This is a genomic window from Streptomyces sp. NPDC006193 (genome assembly GCF_040613915.1).
GTDB lineage: Bacteria > Actinomycetota > Actinomycetes > Streptomycetales > Streptomycetaceae > Streptomyces.
Genome location: NZ_JBEXTB010000026.1, coordinates 85222 through 100653, shown reverse-complemented (window position 1 = coordinate 100653; position 15432 = coordinate 85222). Strand labels below are relative to the sequence as shown.

The following is a 15432-nucleotide window of genomic DNA, read 5'->3' as shown; positions in this document are numbered from 1 at the left end:
GGCAGGTCCACCCCAAGGCCGCGGACACCCTCGTCACGGCGGTCATGCAGGGCCTGCTGCCCCGCAAGGGCGAGACGGCCCTCGACCGGCCGTCAGGCCGACGCCTCGCCGGCCTTCTCGACGGCCGCCCGGGCCCGGTCCCAGTCCCCGCCGAAATGGTCGGACAGAGCGTGCAGCCAGCGCTCGATGCCGAAGCCCACGCACCCGGTGGAGACCGGGCCGCCGCCGGGCAGCGAGATGGAGCAGCGCTCGCCGAAGAACGTGTGATGCACGTTCACCGAGGCGATCGCCATGTCCTGGTAGACGTACTCGTGCTTGACGGGGACGATCTGCTGGAACACGGCACGCTCCCCGGCCTGGTCGTAGAAGGGGTCGGACGCCGCGCGGCGCTCCAGCGGCAGACCGATCCGGCCGGCCAGGGCGTCGAGGAAGCGCGCCGAGCGGTCCAGGTGCGCCGTGACCTGTTCGGGCGTGCCCAACGCCACGACCTCGCGCATCCGGAAGGCCTTGAGGCGGCGGAGTCCGTCGAAGCGGTCCTCGTTGCGGAAGCACTGCCCCAGCAGGGTCACCAGCTTCCCGTCCGCGGGCACCCGTCCGCTTCGGTGGTGCAGGTACACGCCGTAGCAGGCGCTGGAGGGCAGGGCGAGGCCCGCCGCGTGCAGTGAGCCGGGGCCGAACCCGCCGGAGTCGGCCTCCTCGCCGATCTTCTCCGCCCCGGCCGTGGTGACGTCCAGGCGAGAGGCGACGAGGGCCAGTTGCGGGAAGTTGCGGTAGACGTCGAGGCCGGCCAGATCGGCGACCGGGAGCAGCGGCGGCACGGTCAGCGCGACCGCACCGGACGCCTCCGCCCATCGGGCGCAGACGCGGTCCAGCGTCTCCGCGAGACGGGTCGGCGCCTCCTCGAGCGCGGCGAGTCCTTCTGACACCCGGACACCGGTCGTGATGCTCATCCCCAGCTCCTCAGCGTGAGTGGTCGATCCAGCGGGACGCTCTGCCGCCAGCGTCGGGGCAGCGGGTGCGAAGGGCGCGCGATGAGAGTGTGCGGGGTCAACGCCCCTGGCGGACATGGGCTTTCCGCGCTCCGCGGCAGTCGTTAAGGTAACACCTCAGAGGACCTGAGCACCTGAGTGGTTCCGCTTCTGTACGAGACGAACAGGACAGACTTCTCCATGAAAAAAGGGCAACTCGGCTTCCTGACCGGCACTCACGCGGTCAACGACCTCTACCAGGGCGCGATCCCCGCGATGCTGCCGTTCCTGATGTCCGAGCGTCACTACGGCTACGCCGCCGTCTCCGGTCTGGCGTTCGCGGCGAGCGGCGTCTCCAGCCTGTTCCAGCCGCTGTTCGGCCTCCTCTCCGACCGCAAGCCGCGCAGCTGGCTGGTCCCGGCCGGAGCCGTCACCGCCGCCCTGGGCGTGGTCGCGGCCGGCCTGTCCGGCACCTATCTGCTCACCTGGGTCTGCGTCGCGCTGGCCGGGATCGGCATCGCGGCGTACCACCCGCCCGCGACCAGCCAGGCCCGCGCCGCGGGCGGCTCCTCCCAGAAGGCGATGAGCATCTTCTCCGTCGGCGGGACCGTCGGCGGAGCCGTGGCGCCCTCGCTGGTGACCCTCGTCATCGGGGGGTCGGGCTTCGACGCGAGCTATCTGCTGGCGGTCCCCGCCCTGGTCATGCTCGCCCTGTGGATGCTCAAGGGGCCGTGGATGCGGTGGCGGGGCCACACGGAGGCGCCGCCGCTGACGACGGGAGCGGCCGGGAAACCGGCCCCGGACGCGGCGGAACGCACCGACGACTGGCGTGCGTTCGGCCGCCTGGTGGCCGTCGTCATCGGCTGGTCCGTCCCTTACGTCACCGTCACCTCGCTGGTGTCCCTGCACGCACAGCGCGACCTCGGTCAGTCCGAAGCGGCGGGCGCCGTCGTCCTCACCTCCTACACCGCCGCCGGGGCCGTGGGCACCCTGCTGGGCGGCTGGGTCGGGGACCGGTACGGCAGGATGACCTCGGTGCGCGTGGGCTACCTGACGGCGCTCCCGGCCCTGGCCGGCATCGCGTGGTCGCCCTGGTTCCCGCTCCTGGTGGTGTGCGCCGCCCTGTTCGGGGCCGCCATGTTCCTGCCGTTCGCCGCCCAGGTCACCCTCGCGCAGGACTACCTGCCCAACCGGCCCGGTACGGCGAGCGGACTGACCCTCGGACTGGCCATGGCGGCGGGCGGACTGTGTTCCCCCGCGTTCGGGTGGCTGGCTGATTCCAGTGGTCTGCCGTCCGCCTTCTATGCGCTCATCGTCGTGTTCGTCGTCCCCGCCGCCCTCGCGGTGCGCCTGCGCGACCGGGTTCTGCCGGTGCCCGGCCTCCGGTCGCCGGTCCCCGCCGAGACGGCGGACACGGGCGCACAATGACCATCTCAGCCAATTCGCAATCTCGAATACCCCTTTGCTCGCGGGTGCACGGCCCAGTATATGAGATAGCCGTTGAAGGAGAGTTCTCCACTCCGTACCGTGTGAAGCGCATCGGAAAGCGTTCCGCCGAGATCCTTCAAAGCCGTACTTCAGCGAGGAGAAATGCGTGAAGATCGACTGGGATGCCCACGAGGAGCTCAAGGCGGAAGGGATCGCGATGTCGCGGCGTTTCGCTTTCGGTCAGGAGATGTCCTGCCTCAAGGTGGTCGCCGACCAGGCGGGGGATCTCGACCTCCCGCCGCACTGGCATGAGAACGAGCAGTGGGTCGTGGTCACCGAGGGGTCCATCCGCTTCGTCTGCGACGAGACCGAGTACGAACTGAACGCCGGCGACGTGGCCTACATACCGGCCCGCCGGCGGCACACGGCCACCTACGTGGGCCCCGAAGGGGCCGTTCTCATGGAATTCTCCGCTCCGCCGCGGCTCGACCTCGCCCCCGGCTCGATCATCCCCTCGTCGATGACGTTCGACTGATCTCCACCGGAAACGCTCGCCGCCTTCTCCCATCAGCAGACGAGGGATCGACCGTGCGAAGCAGTGTGTACGGCAGGAGTAATACAGAGACAACCATCCACGAAGTATTCGAGCGCGTCGCACAGGAATACCCGGAAAGAAACGCGCTGGTCGCCGCCGGGCGTGCGGTGACCTACGCGGAACTCGCGGCCGCGGCCCGTGGTGTGGCCCACCGGCTCGTCGACCTGGGCGTAGGGCCCGGCAGCGTCGTCCCGGTGGCGGCCCGCCGCTCACCGGAGCTGGCCGCGGTGCTCCTCGGAGTCCTGATGGCCGGCGGGGCGTACGGCGTCCTGGACGTGAGGTGGCCGCCGCCCCGTTTCAGGCGGTTGCTGCACAGCATGCGGCCCGCGGTGGTCCTGGCGGACACCGCGGGATCCGCCCGGCTCGCCGAGGCGGGCGTCGGTCACCTCGCGTTCCCGGACCTGCAGGGCGCAGACCCGTCGGGCGGACCGTCCCCGGCCGGGCTGCCGCGGGTCCGGCCGGACGCCTGCGCGGCCCTGTTCTGGACCTCGGGGAGCACCGGCAGCCCCAAGGCCGTGCTGTCCCCCCACCGGGCGACGACCAGGCTGTTCGTCCCGGACGCGTTCATGGACTTCGGCGAACGGCCCGTGATGATCCACGCGGCGGCGGTCGCCTGGGACGCCTTCAGCCTGGAACTGTGGGGGATGCTGCTCACCGGCGGAACCGCCGTGGTGCACGAGGACGACCTCCTCCTGCCGCACGCGATCCGCGGCTACGTCCAGGACGCCGGCGCCACCCACCTCTTCCTGACCCCCTCGCTGTTCGACGTGATCGCGGGCGGCGACATCACCTGCCTGGCCGGTCTGCGCGCCGTCCTGCTGGGCGGCGACAAGCCGTCCCCGGCGAACTGCCGCACACTCCTGCGCACCTATCCGGACATCGAGCTGTACAACGGCTACGGTCCCGTCGAGTCCTGTGTCTTCGCCACGGTCCGCCGCATCACCGAGGAGGACACCAGGGACCCGGCCGGCGTCCCGGCGGGCCTCCCCGTCCCCGGCACGGACGTGCACATCCTGCGCGACGGGGCGCCGGCGCCCCGCGGCGCGACGGGCGAGGTCGCGATCGGAGGGACGGGGCTCGCCCTCGGCTACCTGGACGCGCCCGACCAGACGGCGGCCGTCTTCCGGCACACCACGGCCGACGGACGACGCGTCCCGGTCTATCTCACCGGCGACCACGGCTGGATGGACGACTCCGGCGTGCTTCGTCTCAGCGGGCGGAGGGACGCCCAGCTCAAAATATCCGGCCACCGCATCGAACCGGCCGAGATCGAGTCCGCCGCCCGCACGCTGGGAAGCCGTCGCTCGGTCGTCATGCCGATCACCGACCGCAGTGGGACACCGCGCATCATCCTGTTCGCCGAACAGCCCCGAAAGGCGATGACGGAACAGGAGATGCTGGGCCGCCTCCGGGAGACCCTGCCGGCCTACATGGTGCCCTCCACAGTGCATTTCGTCTCCTCGATGCCACTGCTGGACAACACGAAAATCGACAGGCGAGAGCTCTCGGCACGTTTCGGTTACACCTCCTGAGCGCGCCTCCGCATTCCGCAACCGAAGGAATCGACACGTGAGCACGCACACCCAGGCGGAAGCGCAATTCTCCGTCGCTCTCGAATCCATCCAAGGCAAACGCCGGATCGAGCGGGTTCTGGAGGCGGCAAACGCCCTCCTCGACCGGTATTCCACGCGGACCGATCCAGCGGAACGCCTGGGACTGACCTACGAATTGATCCGGCGAAACCTCACCCCCCACATAGTCATCGAATACGGCGACCTTGCGCTGGGCGCCGGCGAGGCGGAGAACCGACCGCCCGGAGAGACCGTTTTCCACTGCAAATTACAGGGTCCTGACGGAAGCAGCGGGTCGATCACCGCCTCCTACACGGCACCCGGATCCATGGGGCTGACCGGCCCCGAGTGGCTCGCGGCGATGCGGCTGCTGGCCGGCATCAGCGCCCTGGGCGTCGGGGGGCTGGTGACATGGCCGCAGTAGCGAGCGCCCACTCGCCGACGAGCCTGCTGTCACAGCCGTACTGGTACCGGTGCCTGCCGGCTGACACGGACGTGCACCGGCTGGACCGGGGCCTCTTCGCCGTGACGGGCAACGCGGCCGTCCAGGAAGCGCTCGCCCACCCCCTGATCGTGGCCGACCACCCGCTCAAGGCCAGCGCACGCGCCTTCGGCCCGAACGTGCTTGACGCCGACGGGCCCGGTCACCGGGCGTTCCGCGCCCTGCTGGCGCCGGTCCTGTCCGCCGGGCGGATCGCTGAGTACAAGCGGGCGCTGATACCCGGGCTCGTCCGCGGTCTGGTCGACAGCATCGCGGGCGTCGAGACCGACCGCTTCCACGACGCCTACGCGCACCGGGTGCCCTACGGCATCGTGTGCACCATCCTCGGCATCGACGCCTCCCTGGAGAATCGTTTCCACCGGCTGACCCGCCCGCTGGCGCGGCTCCTGGACTACCCCACCCAGGAGACCGACGAGACCCACGCCAACGTCACCGAGCTGCTGCGGCTGATCGAGGAGCAGCGGAGGTCCGAGGCCGCGGGCGCGCAGTCCCTGCTGGAGAGGATCGAGTGGACCCGGGACCGCAAGGGCATCTCCCTGACGGACAGTGAAGTGCGGTCCACGGCGCTCCTGTTCTTCCTGGCCGGCACCGAGACCAGCAGCGCCTTCATCACCTCGCTGGTGTACTGCATGGGACGCGGCGTCTTCGACCTGGGGGAGCTGCGGGACGAGGCGGTCCGCGACGCCTGGATCGAAGAGGTCCTGCGGCTGTACCCGCCGGTCCAGACGATCGTCCGGTTCGCCGGCGACGATCTGACCGTCCAGGGCGTGACCGTGCCGCGGCACTCGGCGGTCCTGGTCTCGGTCGCCGGAGCCAACCGCGACCCGAGGCTCTTCGAGCACCCTGACCGGTTCGACATCGGCAGAAGTACGAAGGGCTCGATCCCGTTCGCGGTCGGAGCGCACTCCTGCCCGGGCGCCATGCTCGCCAAGACGGAGTTCTCCCTGCTCGTCGAGGAGCTCGTCCACCGCTGCTCCGAAGTGGTCGTCACCCGCGACCGCCTCGCCATGGAGAGCCAGTCGTTCTCCCACCCCACCGACTTCTCCGTCGAGTTCAGAACCAGGTAAGGGAAAGAGGGCCCAGTGGAAAGCAAGATAGCGTCGCTGCGTGCATGGCTCGACGGCCTGCACGACAAGCCGCTCGACCTGCAGGACGACACCGACCTCATCCAGTCGGGCGCCGTGACCAGTCTCCAGTTCGTGCAGATGGTGATCGAGATCGAGCGCCTGCACGGGCGGAAGCTGGACCCGGGCGTGATCACCATCGAGTCGATGCGCACGCTCAAGGCCATCGACACGGCCGTCTTCCAGGCCGTCTGATGCCGGCCGGCACCCCTCGGGTGGCGGTCGTCTCCGGAACCTCCTCCGGGATCGGCGCGGCCGTGGCCGCGGAGTTCCTGCGTCGCGACTACACCGTCGTCGGCCTCTCCCGGCGCGGCAACCCGGACCTCGCCGAGCATCCCGGCTACCACGACCACCTCGCGGACGTGCGGGACGGCGAGGCCGTACAGGCCGCGCTCACCTCGGCGGCCGGCGCCACCGCCGACGGGGTCGACGCGGTCGTGCTCAACGCCGGCGCCTCACCGGACCCGGTCGACCTGGTCAAGGTCGACTGGCGCACGGTGGCGGACACCTACGAGACCAACGTCCGCACCGCGCTGAACCTCGTCCAGGCGACGGCCGCGCTGCTGCGACGCAACGGCGGCGGCTCGCTGACCTTCGTCGGGGCCAGTCTGGCCAACGGCTACCGGCCCGAACGCTGGACGTACGCCGCCAGCAAGGCCGCGATGACGACCCTGATGCGCGCGTGTTCGGTCGAGTTCGCCGACGACGGCGTGGTGGCCAACGAGGTGCGTCCCGGCCCCGTGGCCACCGCCATGACGATGGCCGGGCTGGACGGCGAGGTCGACGAACAGATCATCCGCGCCATCAACGCGGGGTTCGGCACGGACTGGCTCAAGTCCCCCCGCACGGTGGCGGAGTGGATCGTGACCATCGCCGAGTTCCCGTCGAACGGCCCCACCGGACAGGTCTTCAACTACAGCCGCAAGGTCCTGTGACCACCAGAAAGGCAGGTAGATCGCCCATGTCCCGCTACCCCTCCTCCGAGCAGCTCCTCGACCTCTTCAACTGGGCTTCCCCGGCCATGCTCGTCACCGACGCCGAGGGCGCCGTGGTGCTGGCCAACAAGGCCGCCTTCGAACTGCTGAAGGACGCCGCCACGGCCGGTGCCCGGCTTCCCGAGGCGCTCGGCATCGGCGACTACGCCGCACTGCTGGCCGCCGGGACGCCGGTGGAGAACCGCCGGGCGGCCTTCGCCCACCCCGACTTCCCGTCCGGGTACGCCAACATCGGCTTCGGCGAGGTCGACGGCGGCACCTACGGCTTCTGGGCGCTGCGCCCGGTCACCACCCATCCCACGCCGTCCCCGGCGCCGGGTGAGGGCCCCTCCACCGCGCAGGCGTGGATCAGCCAGGTCGACCGGGCCGACGCGTCGTACACGCCGGCCGGCGCGGACGCGATCCCGTTCCTCCAGGCGTACTACGACCGCTGCCCGGTCGCCATCCACCTCATCGAGGAGGACGGCACGGTCGCCCACGCCAACTGGAAGGACATCGCCATCGTCGGGGCGAGCGCGCAGCCGGACACCTATGTCGGCCACCACATCCGGCGCATCTACGCCGACCAGGACGTCGTCGAGGACTTCCTGGGCCGCTGGGGCGAGGACGCGCCGATCATCGACTTCCGTGCGGACTTCCTCAACCAGGGCGAGCGGGTCCCGGTGGTCATCTTCTCCACCGCCAAGGTCGAGAACGACAGGCTGAAGAACACCCGCTGCTTCGTCTTCCCGGACAGCCACCCGGACCGCGAGCGGGACAAGGTCACGGCGCTGGATCTCAGCTTCTGAGCCGTGCTCCGTCCCCTTCACAGGGACAGCGGCGCCCCTCAGCGGCGCCGGGCCCCGGCGGGCTGTCCCCGCCGGGGTTCGTGCGTGTCCGTGAGGCGGTCGCCTGTCGGGGGTGTGTCGAGCGCGGGCCCTGCCGACGGGCTTACCGCTTCACCGGCCGGTGTCCCGGTGGCGCCCGGTGTCGGTGTGCGCACGGGACAGCCGGCCGCACCCTGTCCGGCCCGGGTCGAGCATGCCGGCCCGTCACCGTCCCCGTCCTGTGCCGGGGTGTCTTCCCCTGCCCCGCCTGCCGCCGCTCCCGGATGCCCGCGCAGGTGCCGCTGGGGGCCGGGCGGGGTGCTGCCCTGTCGGTCTCCGGACGCCTCCGCGGGTGCGGAGGGGCTTGTCTGCCGTGCATGTCCTGCGCCACTTTTCGTCTCGAAGGGATGCTGTGTTGAACACGATCGCTTTCCTGGGCCTCGGCACCATGGGCAGCCCGATGGCCGTCAATCTCTGCAAGGCCGGACACATCGTGTACGGCTGGAACCGCAGCGAGGGCAGGACGGGCGCGCTGGAGGCGGCGGGGGGACGGCCTGCCGCGTCGATCGCTGAAGCGGTTGGTGCCGCCGACATGGTGATCACCATGCTTCCGGATGCGCCGCAGGTCGAGGAGGTCGCCTACGGCGATGAGGGCGTCCTGGCCCATGCCCGGCCCGGAACGCTGCTGATCGACATGTCCACCATCGCTCCCCGCAGTTCGGTGCGGCTGGCCCGTGAGGCCGCCGCACGGGGTGTCCGGGTGCTGGACGCCCCGGTCGCGGGCGGCGAGACCGGGGCGGTCGAGGGCACCTTGTCCATCATGGTCGGTGGGGAAGCCGCCGACGTCGAGGCGGCGAAGCCGGTGTTCGAGGCGTTGGGCAGGACTGTCACGCATTGTGGCGCGCATGGCGTCGGTCAGGTGGTGAAGGCCGCCAACCAGCTGGTTCTGGCGATCAATTTGCAGGCGTGTGCCGAGGCGGTGGTCTTCCTGGAGAAGGCGGGCGTGGATGTGGAGGCCGCGCTGGATGTGCTGGACGGCGGCCTCGCCGGATCCCGCGTCCTGACCCGTAAGCGGGCGGGTTTTCTTCGCCGTGACTATCGGCCCAGTTTCACGTTGGGTCTGCATCACAAGGACATGGGGATCGTCACCGACACCGCCCGCGAGCTCGGCGCGGTGATTCCTCTGGGCAGTGTCGCCGCGCAGCTCATGGCTTCTGCGGTGGCGCGTGGCGATGCGGGCCTCGATCACTCCGCGTTGCTCCGGGGCGTGGAGCTGCTCAGCGGACACGACCCGGCGTGAGTGGCGGCGCCGTCGGGTCTGTCGGCACGCCCCGCTGACCGGCGGGTCCGCGGGTGCTGTTGTTAGTGGGGGTTGTGGTGGGGGTGGGTGAGGATGAGGGCGGTGTTGAAGCCGTGGTGGCCGCGGGCGAGGATGAGGGCGTGGTGGGTGGGGTGGGGGCGGGGGGTGGTGACGAGGTCGATGGGGTGGTGGGGGGCGGGGTGGGTGTTGATGGTGGGGGGGATGGTGTGGTGGTGGAGGGTGAGGAGGGCGGTGGCGGTGTCGAGGGTGGCGCCGCCGGAGTAGAGGCGGCCGGTCATGGTTTTGGGGGCGGTGACGGGGGTGGTGTGGGGGCCGAAGATGTGGGTGATGGCTTGGGTTTCTTGTTGGTCGAGGGTGGGGGTGGCGGCGGCGTCGGTGAAGATGACGTCGATGTCGTGGGGGGTGAGGTGGGCGTCGTGGAGGGCGCCTTGGATGGCGGTGGTGAGTTGGTGGGGGTGGTGGGGGTGGGCGTCGAAGGTGGCGTGGTGGCCGGTGATGTGGGCGTAGATGTGGGCGTTGCGTCGGCGGGCGGTGTGTTCGTCTTCGATGATGAGGATGGCGCCGCCTTCGCCGGGGACGTAGCCGTTGGCGTGGGGGTGGTAGGGGCGGTAGGCGTGGTGGGGGTCGGTTGTGGGGGTGAGGCGGCCGTTGGGGGTTTGGGCGGCTAGGGCCCAGGGGGAGAGGGGGGCGTCGGTGCCTCCGGTGATGACGGTTTTGATGCCGCGTTTGATGTGTCGGCGGGCGATGGCGAGGGCGTCGAGGCCGCCGGCTTGTTCGGTGACGATGACGTTGCTGGGTCCGCGGGTGTTGTGGCGGATGGAGAGTTGGCCGGTGTTGACGGCGTAGAACCAGGCGAAGGATTGGTAGGCGCTGACGTGTTGGGGGCCTTTGCTCCAGAGGGCTTGGAGTTCGCGTTGGCCGAATTCGAAGCCGCCGGCGGCGGCGGCGGTGACGACGGCGGTGGTGTGGGGGTCGAGGTCGTCGGGGGTGAGGCCGGCGTCGGTGAGGGCGAGGTCGGCGGCGGTGAGGGCGAGTTGGGTCATGCGGTCGGTCTGGGGCAGGAGTCGGCCGGGGAGGTGGTCGGCGGGGTTGTAGTCGGTGATCTGGCCGGCGAGGCGGGTGGGGTAGTGGGTGGTGTCGTAGTGGGTGATGGGGGTGATGGCGTTGTGGCCGGCGAGGGTGGCTTGCCAGTGCTGGTGGGCGCCGATGCCGGTGGGTGCGGTGATGCCGATGCCGGTGATGACTGCGGTCATGGTGTGTTCTCTCCGGTGCCGGCGAGGAGGACGGCGCTTTGGAAGCCGCCGAATCCGCTGCCGAGGCTGAGCACGGTGTGGAGGGGGTGGGTGCGGGCGTGGTGGGGGACGTAGTCGAGGTCGAGTTCGGGGTCGGGTTCGGTGAGGTTGGCGGTGGGGGGGATGGTGTGGTGGGTGAGGGCGAGGGCGCAGGCGGCGATCTCGATGGAGCCGATGGCGCCGAGGGAGTGGCCGGTGACGGGTTTGATGGAGCTGACGGGGGTGTGGTAGGCGTGGGGGCCGAGGGCGCGTTTGAGGGCGGCGGTTTCGTGGCGGTCGTTCTGGCGGGTGCCGGTGCCGTGGGCGTTGACCCAGTCGATGTCGGCGGGGTGTAGGCGGGCTTCGGTGAGGACGGCGGTGATGGCGTCGGCCATTTCTGCTCCGTCGGGGCGCAGGCCGGTCATGTGGTGGGCGTTGCTGCGGGTGGCGTGGGCGAGGATTTCGGCGTAGATGCGGGCGCCGCGTCGTAGTGCGTGGGTGCGTTCTTCGAGGATGAGGGTGGCGGCGCCTTCGCCGAGGACGAATCCGTTGCGGGTGCGGTCGAAGGGCCGCATGGCGTGTTCGGGGTCGTCGTTGCGGTTGGAGGTGGCTTTGATGGCGTCGAAGCAGGCCAGGGTGATGGGGGACAGGGGTGCTTCGGTGCCGCCGCTGATCATGATGTCGGTGGTGCCTTCGCGGATGAGGTCGCAGGCGTGGCCGATGGAGTCCAGGCCGGAGGTGCAGCCGGCGGAGATGACGGCGGCGGGGCCGGCGGCTTGGGTGGTGCGGGCGACTTCGGCGGCGATGGAGCTGGGGATGAAGTAGTCGAACATGTGGGGTGGGGCGTAGTGGGGGTCGACGACCCAGGTGCTGCCGCCGTTGCTGAGGACGTTGTATTCCTCGTCGAGTTTGGTGGTGCAGCCGACGGCGGTGCCGATGCTGACGCCGGTGCGTTCGTGGGGGATGCCGTGGGTGTCCAGGCCGCTGTCGGTGAGGGCTTCGCGGGCGGTGACCACCGCGAACTGCGCGGCGCGGTCCATGCGGCGGATCTCTTGGGGGGTGAGTCCTGCTTCTTTGGGGTCGAAGTCGCATTCGGCGGCGATGCGGGAGCGGAAGGGGGAGGGGTCGAACCGGGTGATGGTCCGTGTCGGTGGCGTGCCTGCGATCACGCGTTCCCAGAAGGGTTTGGTGCCCGGTGTTCCGGGAGCGATGACGGCGATGCCGGTGATCACCACTCGGCGTGTCATGGCGTGGTCCTTTCCAGCAGGGCTGCCGGGAGTGAACTGACTGCCGCGTGCATGACGGTTGTTCTCCCCGTGCTGTGTCGTCCGGTGCTGCGGTGCGTCCCCGGTGCTGTCCGCGTCCCGGGCCCGGGCCCGGGCCCCGGGTCCGAATCCGGTTTCCTCCCTCCGCCCTCCGTCCACCGCCCCCGGGGCCGCGGCGGGTTGGGGTGCTGCCTTCGGGTAGGGCGGGGTGCGGGTGGCTTCGGGCCGTGACGGGTTGGGGTGCTGCCTTCGGGTAGGGCGGGGTGCGGGTGGCTTCGTGCTGTGGCGGGTTTAGGTGCTGCCTTCGGGCCGCGGCGGGTTGGGGTGTCTTCGGATCGTGGCGGGTGCGGGAGTCTGCGGCGTGCGGCTTGGGGCGGGTGGGTCTCTCCCGGGGCGCGGTGGGGGGCTCTTCGGTCGCGAGGGTTGTGGGTGCCTTCGGCCGCGGCGGGTTGGGGTGTTGTCGGATCGGCGGGTGTACGTGTCGTCGGGCCGTGGTGGGGGTGGGTGGCTCGGGTCGTGGTGGTGGGGGGGGGCTCGTGGCGGTGTGGGTGGTGTCGGGTGGTGGTGGGCCGGGGGGCTGGATTCAGGTGTCGATCATGCGGAGCAGGGGGGGTGGGTAGCGGGGTCCGTGGGCGCTTCCGGGGGGGAAGTGGGTGGCGATGTGGTGGTGTTCTTCCTCGGTGAGGTGGATGTCGGCTGCGGTGATGTTTTCTTCGAGGTGTTCGATCCGTCGTGTGCCGACGATGGGGACGGTGCCTTGTGCGGTGAGCCAGGCCAGGGCGAGTTGCGCGGCGGTGAGGGATCTGGCTGCGGCGAGGCGGCGCAGCCGGTGGGCCAGGGTGCGGTTGTGGGGGAGGTGGGCGGGGGTGAAGCGGGGGTCGCGGTGGCGCCAGTCGTCGGGGGGCAGGGTGGCGGGTTCGGGGTCGGTGTCGGTGAGCAGTCCCAGCCCGAGGGGCCGGCAGGCGGTGAAGGCGGCGCCCAGGTCGGTGCAGGTGGTGAGGATGCCGTTTTCCACGTGGCGTTCCCAGAGCGCGTATTCGCTTTGCACGACGGTCAGGGGGTGGACGGTGTGGGCGCGGCGCAGGGTGGCGGGTGCTGCCTCGCACAGTCCGATGTGGCGGGTTTTGCCGGCGTGGACGAGGTCGGCGAGGGCGCCGACGGATTCCTCGACGGGGATGCGCGGGTCGATCCGTGCGAGCAGGTAGAGGTCGAGGTGGTCGGTGCCGAGTCGGCGCAGGGACTGTTCGCAGGCGGTGCGGATGGCGGTGGGGTGGGCGTCCACGGTGGGTGGGCCTGCCGGGCGGTGCACGATGCCGGTCTTGGTGGCGATCACGGCTTGTTCGCGTCGCCGGGCCAGGGCTTTGCCCAGGGTGGTTTCGCTGGCGCCCTGTCCGTAGTAGTCGGCTGTGTCGAACAGGGTCACGCCGGCGTCGAGGGCGCTGTGGACGAGGGCGGTCGGGTCGGGTGCGGTGGCAAGGGCGAGGCAGCCCAGGCCGAGTGCGGAGACGAGCGGGCCGTGTTCGCCGAGCCGTGTGTGGCGCATGACGTCGCCCCCGTTTCTTCGTGTGCGGCCTGGGCCGGTGCCCGGGTGGGTGTGCGGGTGGTGTGCGCGCGGGTGTTCGCCGACGAGGGTGGAAGGCGGGCTTCGAGTCCGGATCGTCCACGACTCGAAGCGGGTCTCGACCCTCTCCCCACTGCTGCTGTAGGGCCGGCTTCTACGCTGGCGGCTCCATCGCAGGGGTGGTGCCGTGGCCGCGCTGCCGCCCCGCGGCCGCAACGACAAATAAGGGGGAGGGTTCGTGTTCTCGATCGACGACCTGCGCCGCATCATGCGGCAGTGTGCGGGGGAGAACGACCCGGCTCTGTTGGACGGTGACATCCTCGATGTGCCGTTCCAGGATCTGGGCTACGACTCGCTGGCGTTGCTGGAGTCGACGAGCGTGATCGAGCGGGAGTTCGATGTCCAGCTGCCCGATGACGTGGTGTCGCAGGTGAGGACGCCGGCCGAGCTGATCGCGGTGGTCGGGGAGCGGGTTGCCCGCACCAGGTGAATGGTCTAGATTCCACACGGCCTTGACGCCAGTGCGGGCCTGTGCCGACGGCGGCCGCCGCCCGCGACGTCTTTCCGTACCGGGCCGGGACCGCCGCCCTCACCAGCACACCGCACAGGAGTTTTCCATGACCGAGCCTCCTCGTTTAAAGGTCGACCTCTCGGGCGTTTCCGAGTCGCTGCTGTGGAACCTGTACCAGCGAGCGGCCGAGGCCAGGCGCCCCGACGCCGTTCTGCGGGATCCCAAGGCGGTGGAGCTCGTGGAGAGCATCGACTATCCCTTCGAGGAGAAGTTCGGCAAGGGCGGGCTCGGCCAGTGGCAGGCGCTGCGGGTTCTGCGGTTCGACCAGGAGGTCGCCTCCTTCCTCGCCGACCATCCCGACGGGCAGGTCGTGGCGCTCGGTGAGGGGCTGGAGACGCAGTTCTGGCGGGTCGACAACGGCCGGGTGCGCTGGCTCGGTGTCGACGTGCCGGACATCGTCCAGCTGCGTGGGCAGATCCTTCCCGACCAGGCGCCGCGTCAGCGGTCGCTGGGGTGTTCGGCGCTGTCGCAGGAGTGGATGGAGCAGGTCGATCCCGCACACGGGCTGCTGCTGACGGCGCAGGGCCTGCTGATGTACTTCCAGCCCGGTGAGGTGCACGAGCTGATCGCGACGCTGGCGCGGCGTTTCCCGGGCGCCACGTTGGTGTTCGACGGGGTGCCGCCGTGGTTCAGCCAGCGCACCCTGGCGGGGAAGATGACGACGAGCGGGGGATACCAGAGCCCGCCCATGCCGTGGGCCATCGACGCCGCCGAGAAGAAACGGCTGCGGGCCATCCCCAACGTGGCCGAGGTCGGCGACCTCCTGCCGCCCCGCGGGCGCGGCCTGCTGCGCGGCCACCTCTACCCGCTGCTCAACCGCTCGGCGGCGGTACGTGAAATGGGCCTGACCGGGCTGCCGCTGCACCGGATGCGGTTCGGTCACACCCCGACATCCGACTGACCCGCCGGGCGAACCGAAAGGCCGGACCCGGCCGGGGCGCACCCTCCCGGCCCCGGCCGCACTCCGGGTAGCCGGCCGACCGCCAGGCGGAGCGCAGACCCGGACCGGGCGGGGGATGCCCCTTCCCGGCCTCCGGCCCCGGCCGCACCCCGGGCGGAGAGGCCGATCCGCCAGGCGGGGCCGCAGACCCAGATCGGGCGGGGGATGCGCCTTTCCGGCCCGCGGCCCCGGCCGCTCTGCGGGTGGAGAGATTGACCCGTCGGGCGGGGCGCAGACCCGGACCGGGCGGGGGATGCACCTTCCCGGCCTCCGGCCCCGGCCGCTTCGCCGGGGGGAAGGCTGACCTGTCGGGCGAGCCGGAATTCCGGGTCCGGGCGGGGGCGCACCCTCCCGGCTCCCGGTCTCGGCCGCACTCCGGGCGGAGGAGACGAACCGGACACCCGGCCCCGGCCTCTGCGGGCGGAGAGGCCGATCCGCCAGGCGGGGCCGCAGACCCAGATCGGGCGGGGGATGCGCCTTTCCGGCCCGCGGCCCCGGCCGCTCTGCGGGTGGA

15 protein-coding genes are annotated in these 15432 nt (G+C 70.8%); 11 read left to right on the top strand and 4 right to left on the bottom strand.

The features are described from left to right. Positions 1-92: 92 nt before the first annotated feature. Positions 93-950: a hypothetical protein gene (locus ABZ261_RS22505; RefSeq protein ID WP_356861838.1), complete on the bottom strand. Its 858-nt coding sequence runs from the start codon at positions 948-950 to the stop codon at positions 93-95. A gap of 219 nt (positions 951-1169) precedes the next feature. Here ABZ261_RS22505 and ABZ261_RS22500 point away from each other — a divergent pair, with 219 nt between their 5' ends. The 9 genes from ABZ261_RS22500 (at position 1170) to ABZ261_RS22460 (ending at position 9289) form a co-directional block, all read left to right on the top strand. Beyond that, the gene (locus ABZ261_RS22500; RefSeq protein ID WP_356861834.1) at positions 1170-2396 is read left to right on the top strand and encodes an MFS transporter; all 1227 of its coding nucleotides are present in this window, start codon (positions 1170-1172) and stop codon (positions 2394-2396) included. Between the two features lie 166 nt (positions 2397-2562). Then, positions 2563-2931, top strand: a complete 369-nt coding sequence (locus ABZ261_RS22495) for a cupin domain-containing protein (protein WP_356861832.1) — start codon at positions 2563-2565, stop codon at positions 2929-2931. Positions 2932-2984: 53 nt separating this feature from the next. Next, entirely contained in the window at positions 2985-4523 is a 1539-nt protein-coding gene (locus ABZ261_RS22490; protein ID WP_356861830.1) for an AMP-binding protein, read from the top strand. Positions 4524-4560: 37 nt separating this feature from the next. Next, the gene (locus ABZ261_RS22485) at positions 4561-4986 is read left to right on the top strand and encodes a hypothetical protein (RefSeq protein ID WP_356861828.1); all 426 of its coding nucleotides are present in this window, start codon (positions 4561-4563) and stop codon (positions 4984-4986) included. After that, a complete protein-coding gene (locus ABZ261_RS22480; protein ID WP_356861826.1) occupies positions 4974-6131 on the top strand; it encodes a cytochrome P450 in 1158 nt (385 codons plus the stop codon). Before ABZ261_RS22485 ends, ABZ261_RS22480 begins: the two co-directional genes overlap by 13 nt. Before the next feature lie 15 nt (positions 6132-6146). Then, positions 6147-6383 (top strand): phosphopantetheine-binding protein, encoded by a 237-nt coding sequence (locus ABZ261_RS22475; protein ID WP_356861824.1) that lies wholly within the window; start codon positions 6147-6149, stop codon positions 6381-6383. Next, complete coding sequence (locus tag ABZ261_RS22470) at positions 6383-7123, top strand: SDR family oxidoreductase (RefSeq protein WP_356861822.1); 741 nt, start codon at positions 6383-6385, stop codon at positions 7121-7123. The genes ABZ261_RS22475 and ABZ261_RS22470 overlap by 1 nt, the downstream gene beginning before the upstream one ends. A 26-nt stretch (positions 7124-7149) precedes the next feature. Further along, positions 7150-7971, top strand: coding sequence for a hypothetical protein (locus ABZ261_RS22465; RefSeq protein ID WP_356861820.1), 822 nt, complete (start codon positions 7150-7152; stop codon positions 7969-7971). A gap of 433 nt (positions 7972-8404) precedes the next feature. Continuing rightward, the gene (locus ABZ261_RS22460) at positions 8405-9289 is read left to right on the top strand and encodes a 2-hydroxy-3-oxopropionate reductase (RefSeq protein WP_356861818.1); all 885 of its coding nucleotides are present in this window, start codon (positions 8405-8407) and stop codon (positions 9287-9289) included. 62 nt (positions 9290-9351) lie between these two features. Here ABZ261_RS22460 and ABZ261_RS22455 read toward each other — a convergent pair whose 3' ends face one another. The 3 genes from ABZ261_RS22455 to ABZ261_RS22445 all read right to left on the bottom strand — a co-directional run bounded on the left by ABZ261_RS22455 (position 9352) and on the right by ABZ261_RS22445 (position 13389). Next, on the bottom strand, positions 9352-10563 hold the full coding sequence (locus tag ABZ261_RS22455) for a ketosynthase chain-length factor (protein WP_356861816.1): 1212 nt from the start codon (positions 10561-10563) through the stop codon (positions 9352-9354). Continuing rightward, on the bottom strand, positions 10560-11828 hold the full coding sequence (locus tag ABZ261_RS22450; protein ID WP_356861814.1) for a beta-ketoacyl-[acyl-carrier-protein] synthase family protein: 1269 nt from the start codon (positions 11826-11828) through the stop codon (positions 10560-10562). Before ABZ261_RS22450 ends, ABZ261_RS22455 begins: the two co-directional genes overlap by 4 nt. Before the next feature lie 601 nt (positions 11829-12429). Beyond that, positions 12430-13389 (bottom strand): aldo/keto reductase, encoded by a 960-nt coding sequence (locus ABZ261_RS22445; RefSeq protein WP_356861812.1) that lies wholly within the window; start codon positions 13387-13389, stop codon positions 12430-12432. 256 nt (positions 13390-13645) lie between these two features. On the opposite strand from ABZ261_RS22445, the gene ABZ261_RS22440 reads away from it, so the two are divergent. Both ABZ261_RS22440 and ABZ261_RS22435 read left to right on the top strand, forming a co-directional pair. Beyond that, positions 13646-13897, top strand: a complete 252-nt coding sequence (locus tag ABZ261_RS22440) for an acyl carrier protein (protein WP_356861810.1) — start codon at positions 13646-13648, stop codon at positions 13895-13897. Positions 13898-14024: 127 nt separating this feature from the next. Continuing rightward, positions 14025-14879, top strand: a complete 855-nt coding sequence (locus ABZ261_RS22435) for a class I SAM-dependent methyltransferase (protein ID WP_356861808.1) — start codon at positions 14025-14027, stop codon at positions 14877-14879. The last annotated feature ends 553 nt before the right edge of the window (positions 14880-15432 follow it).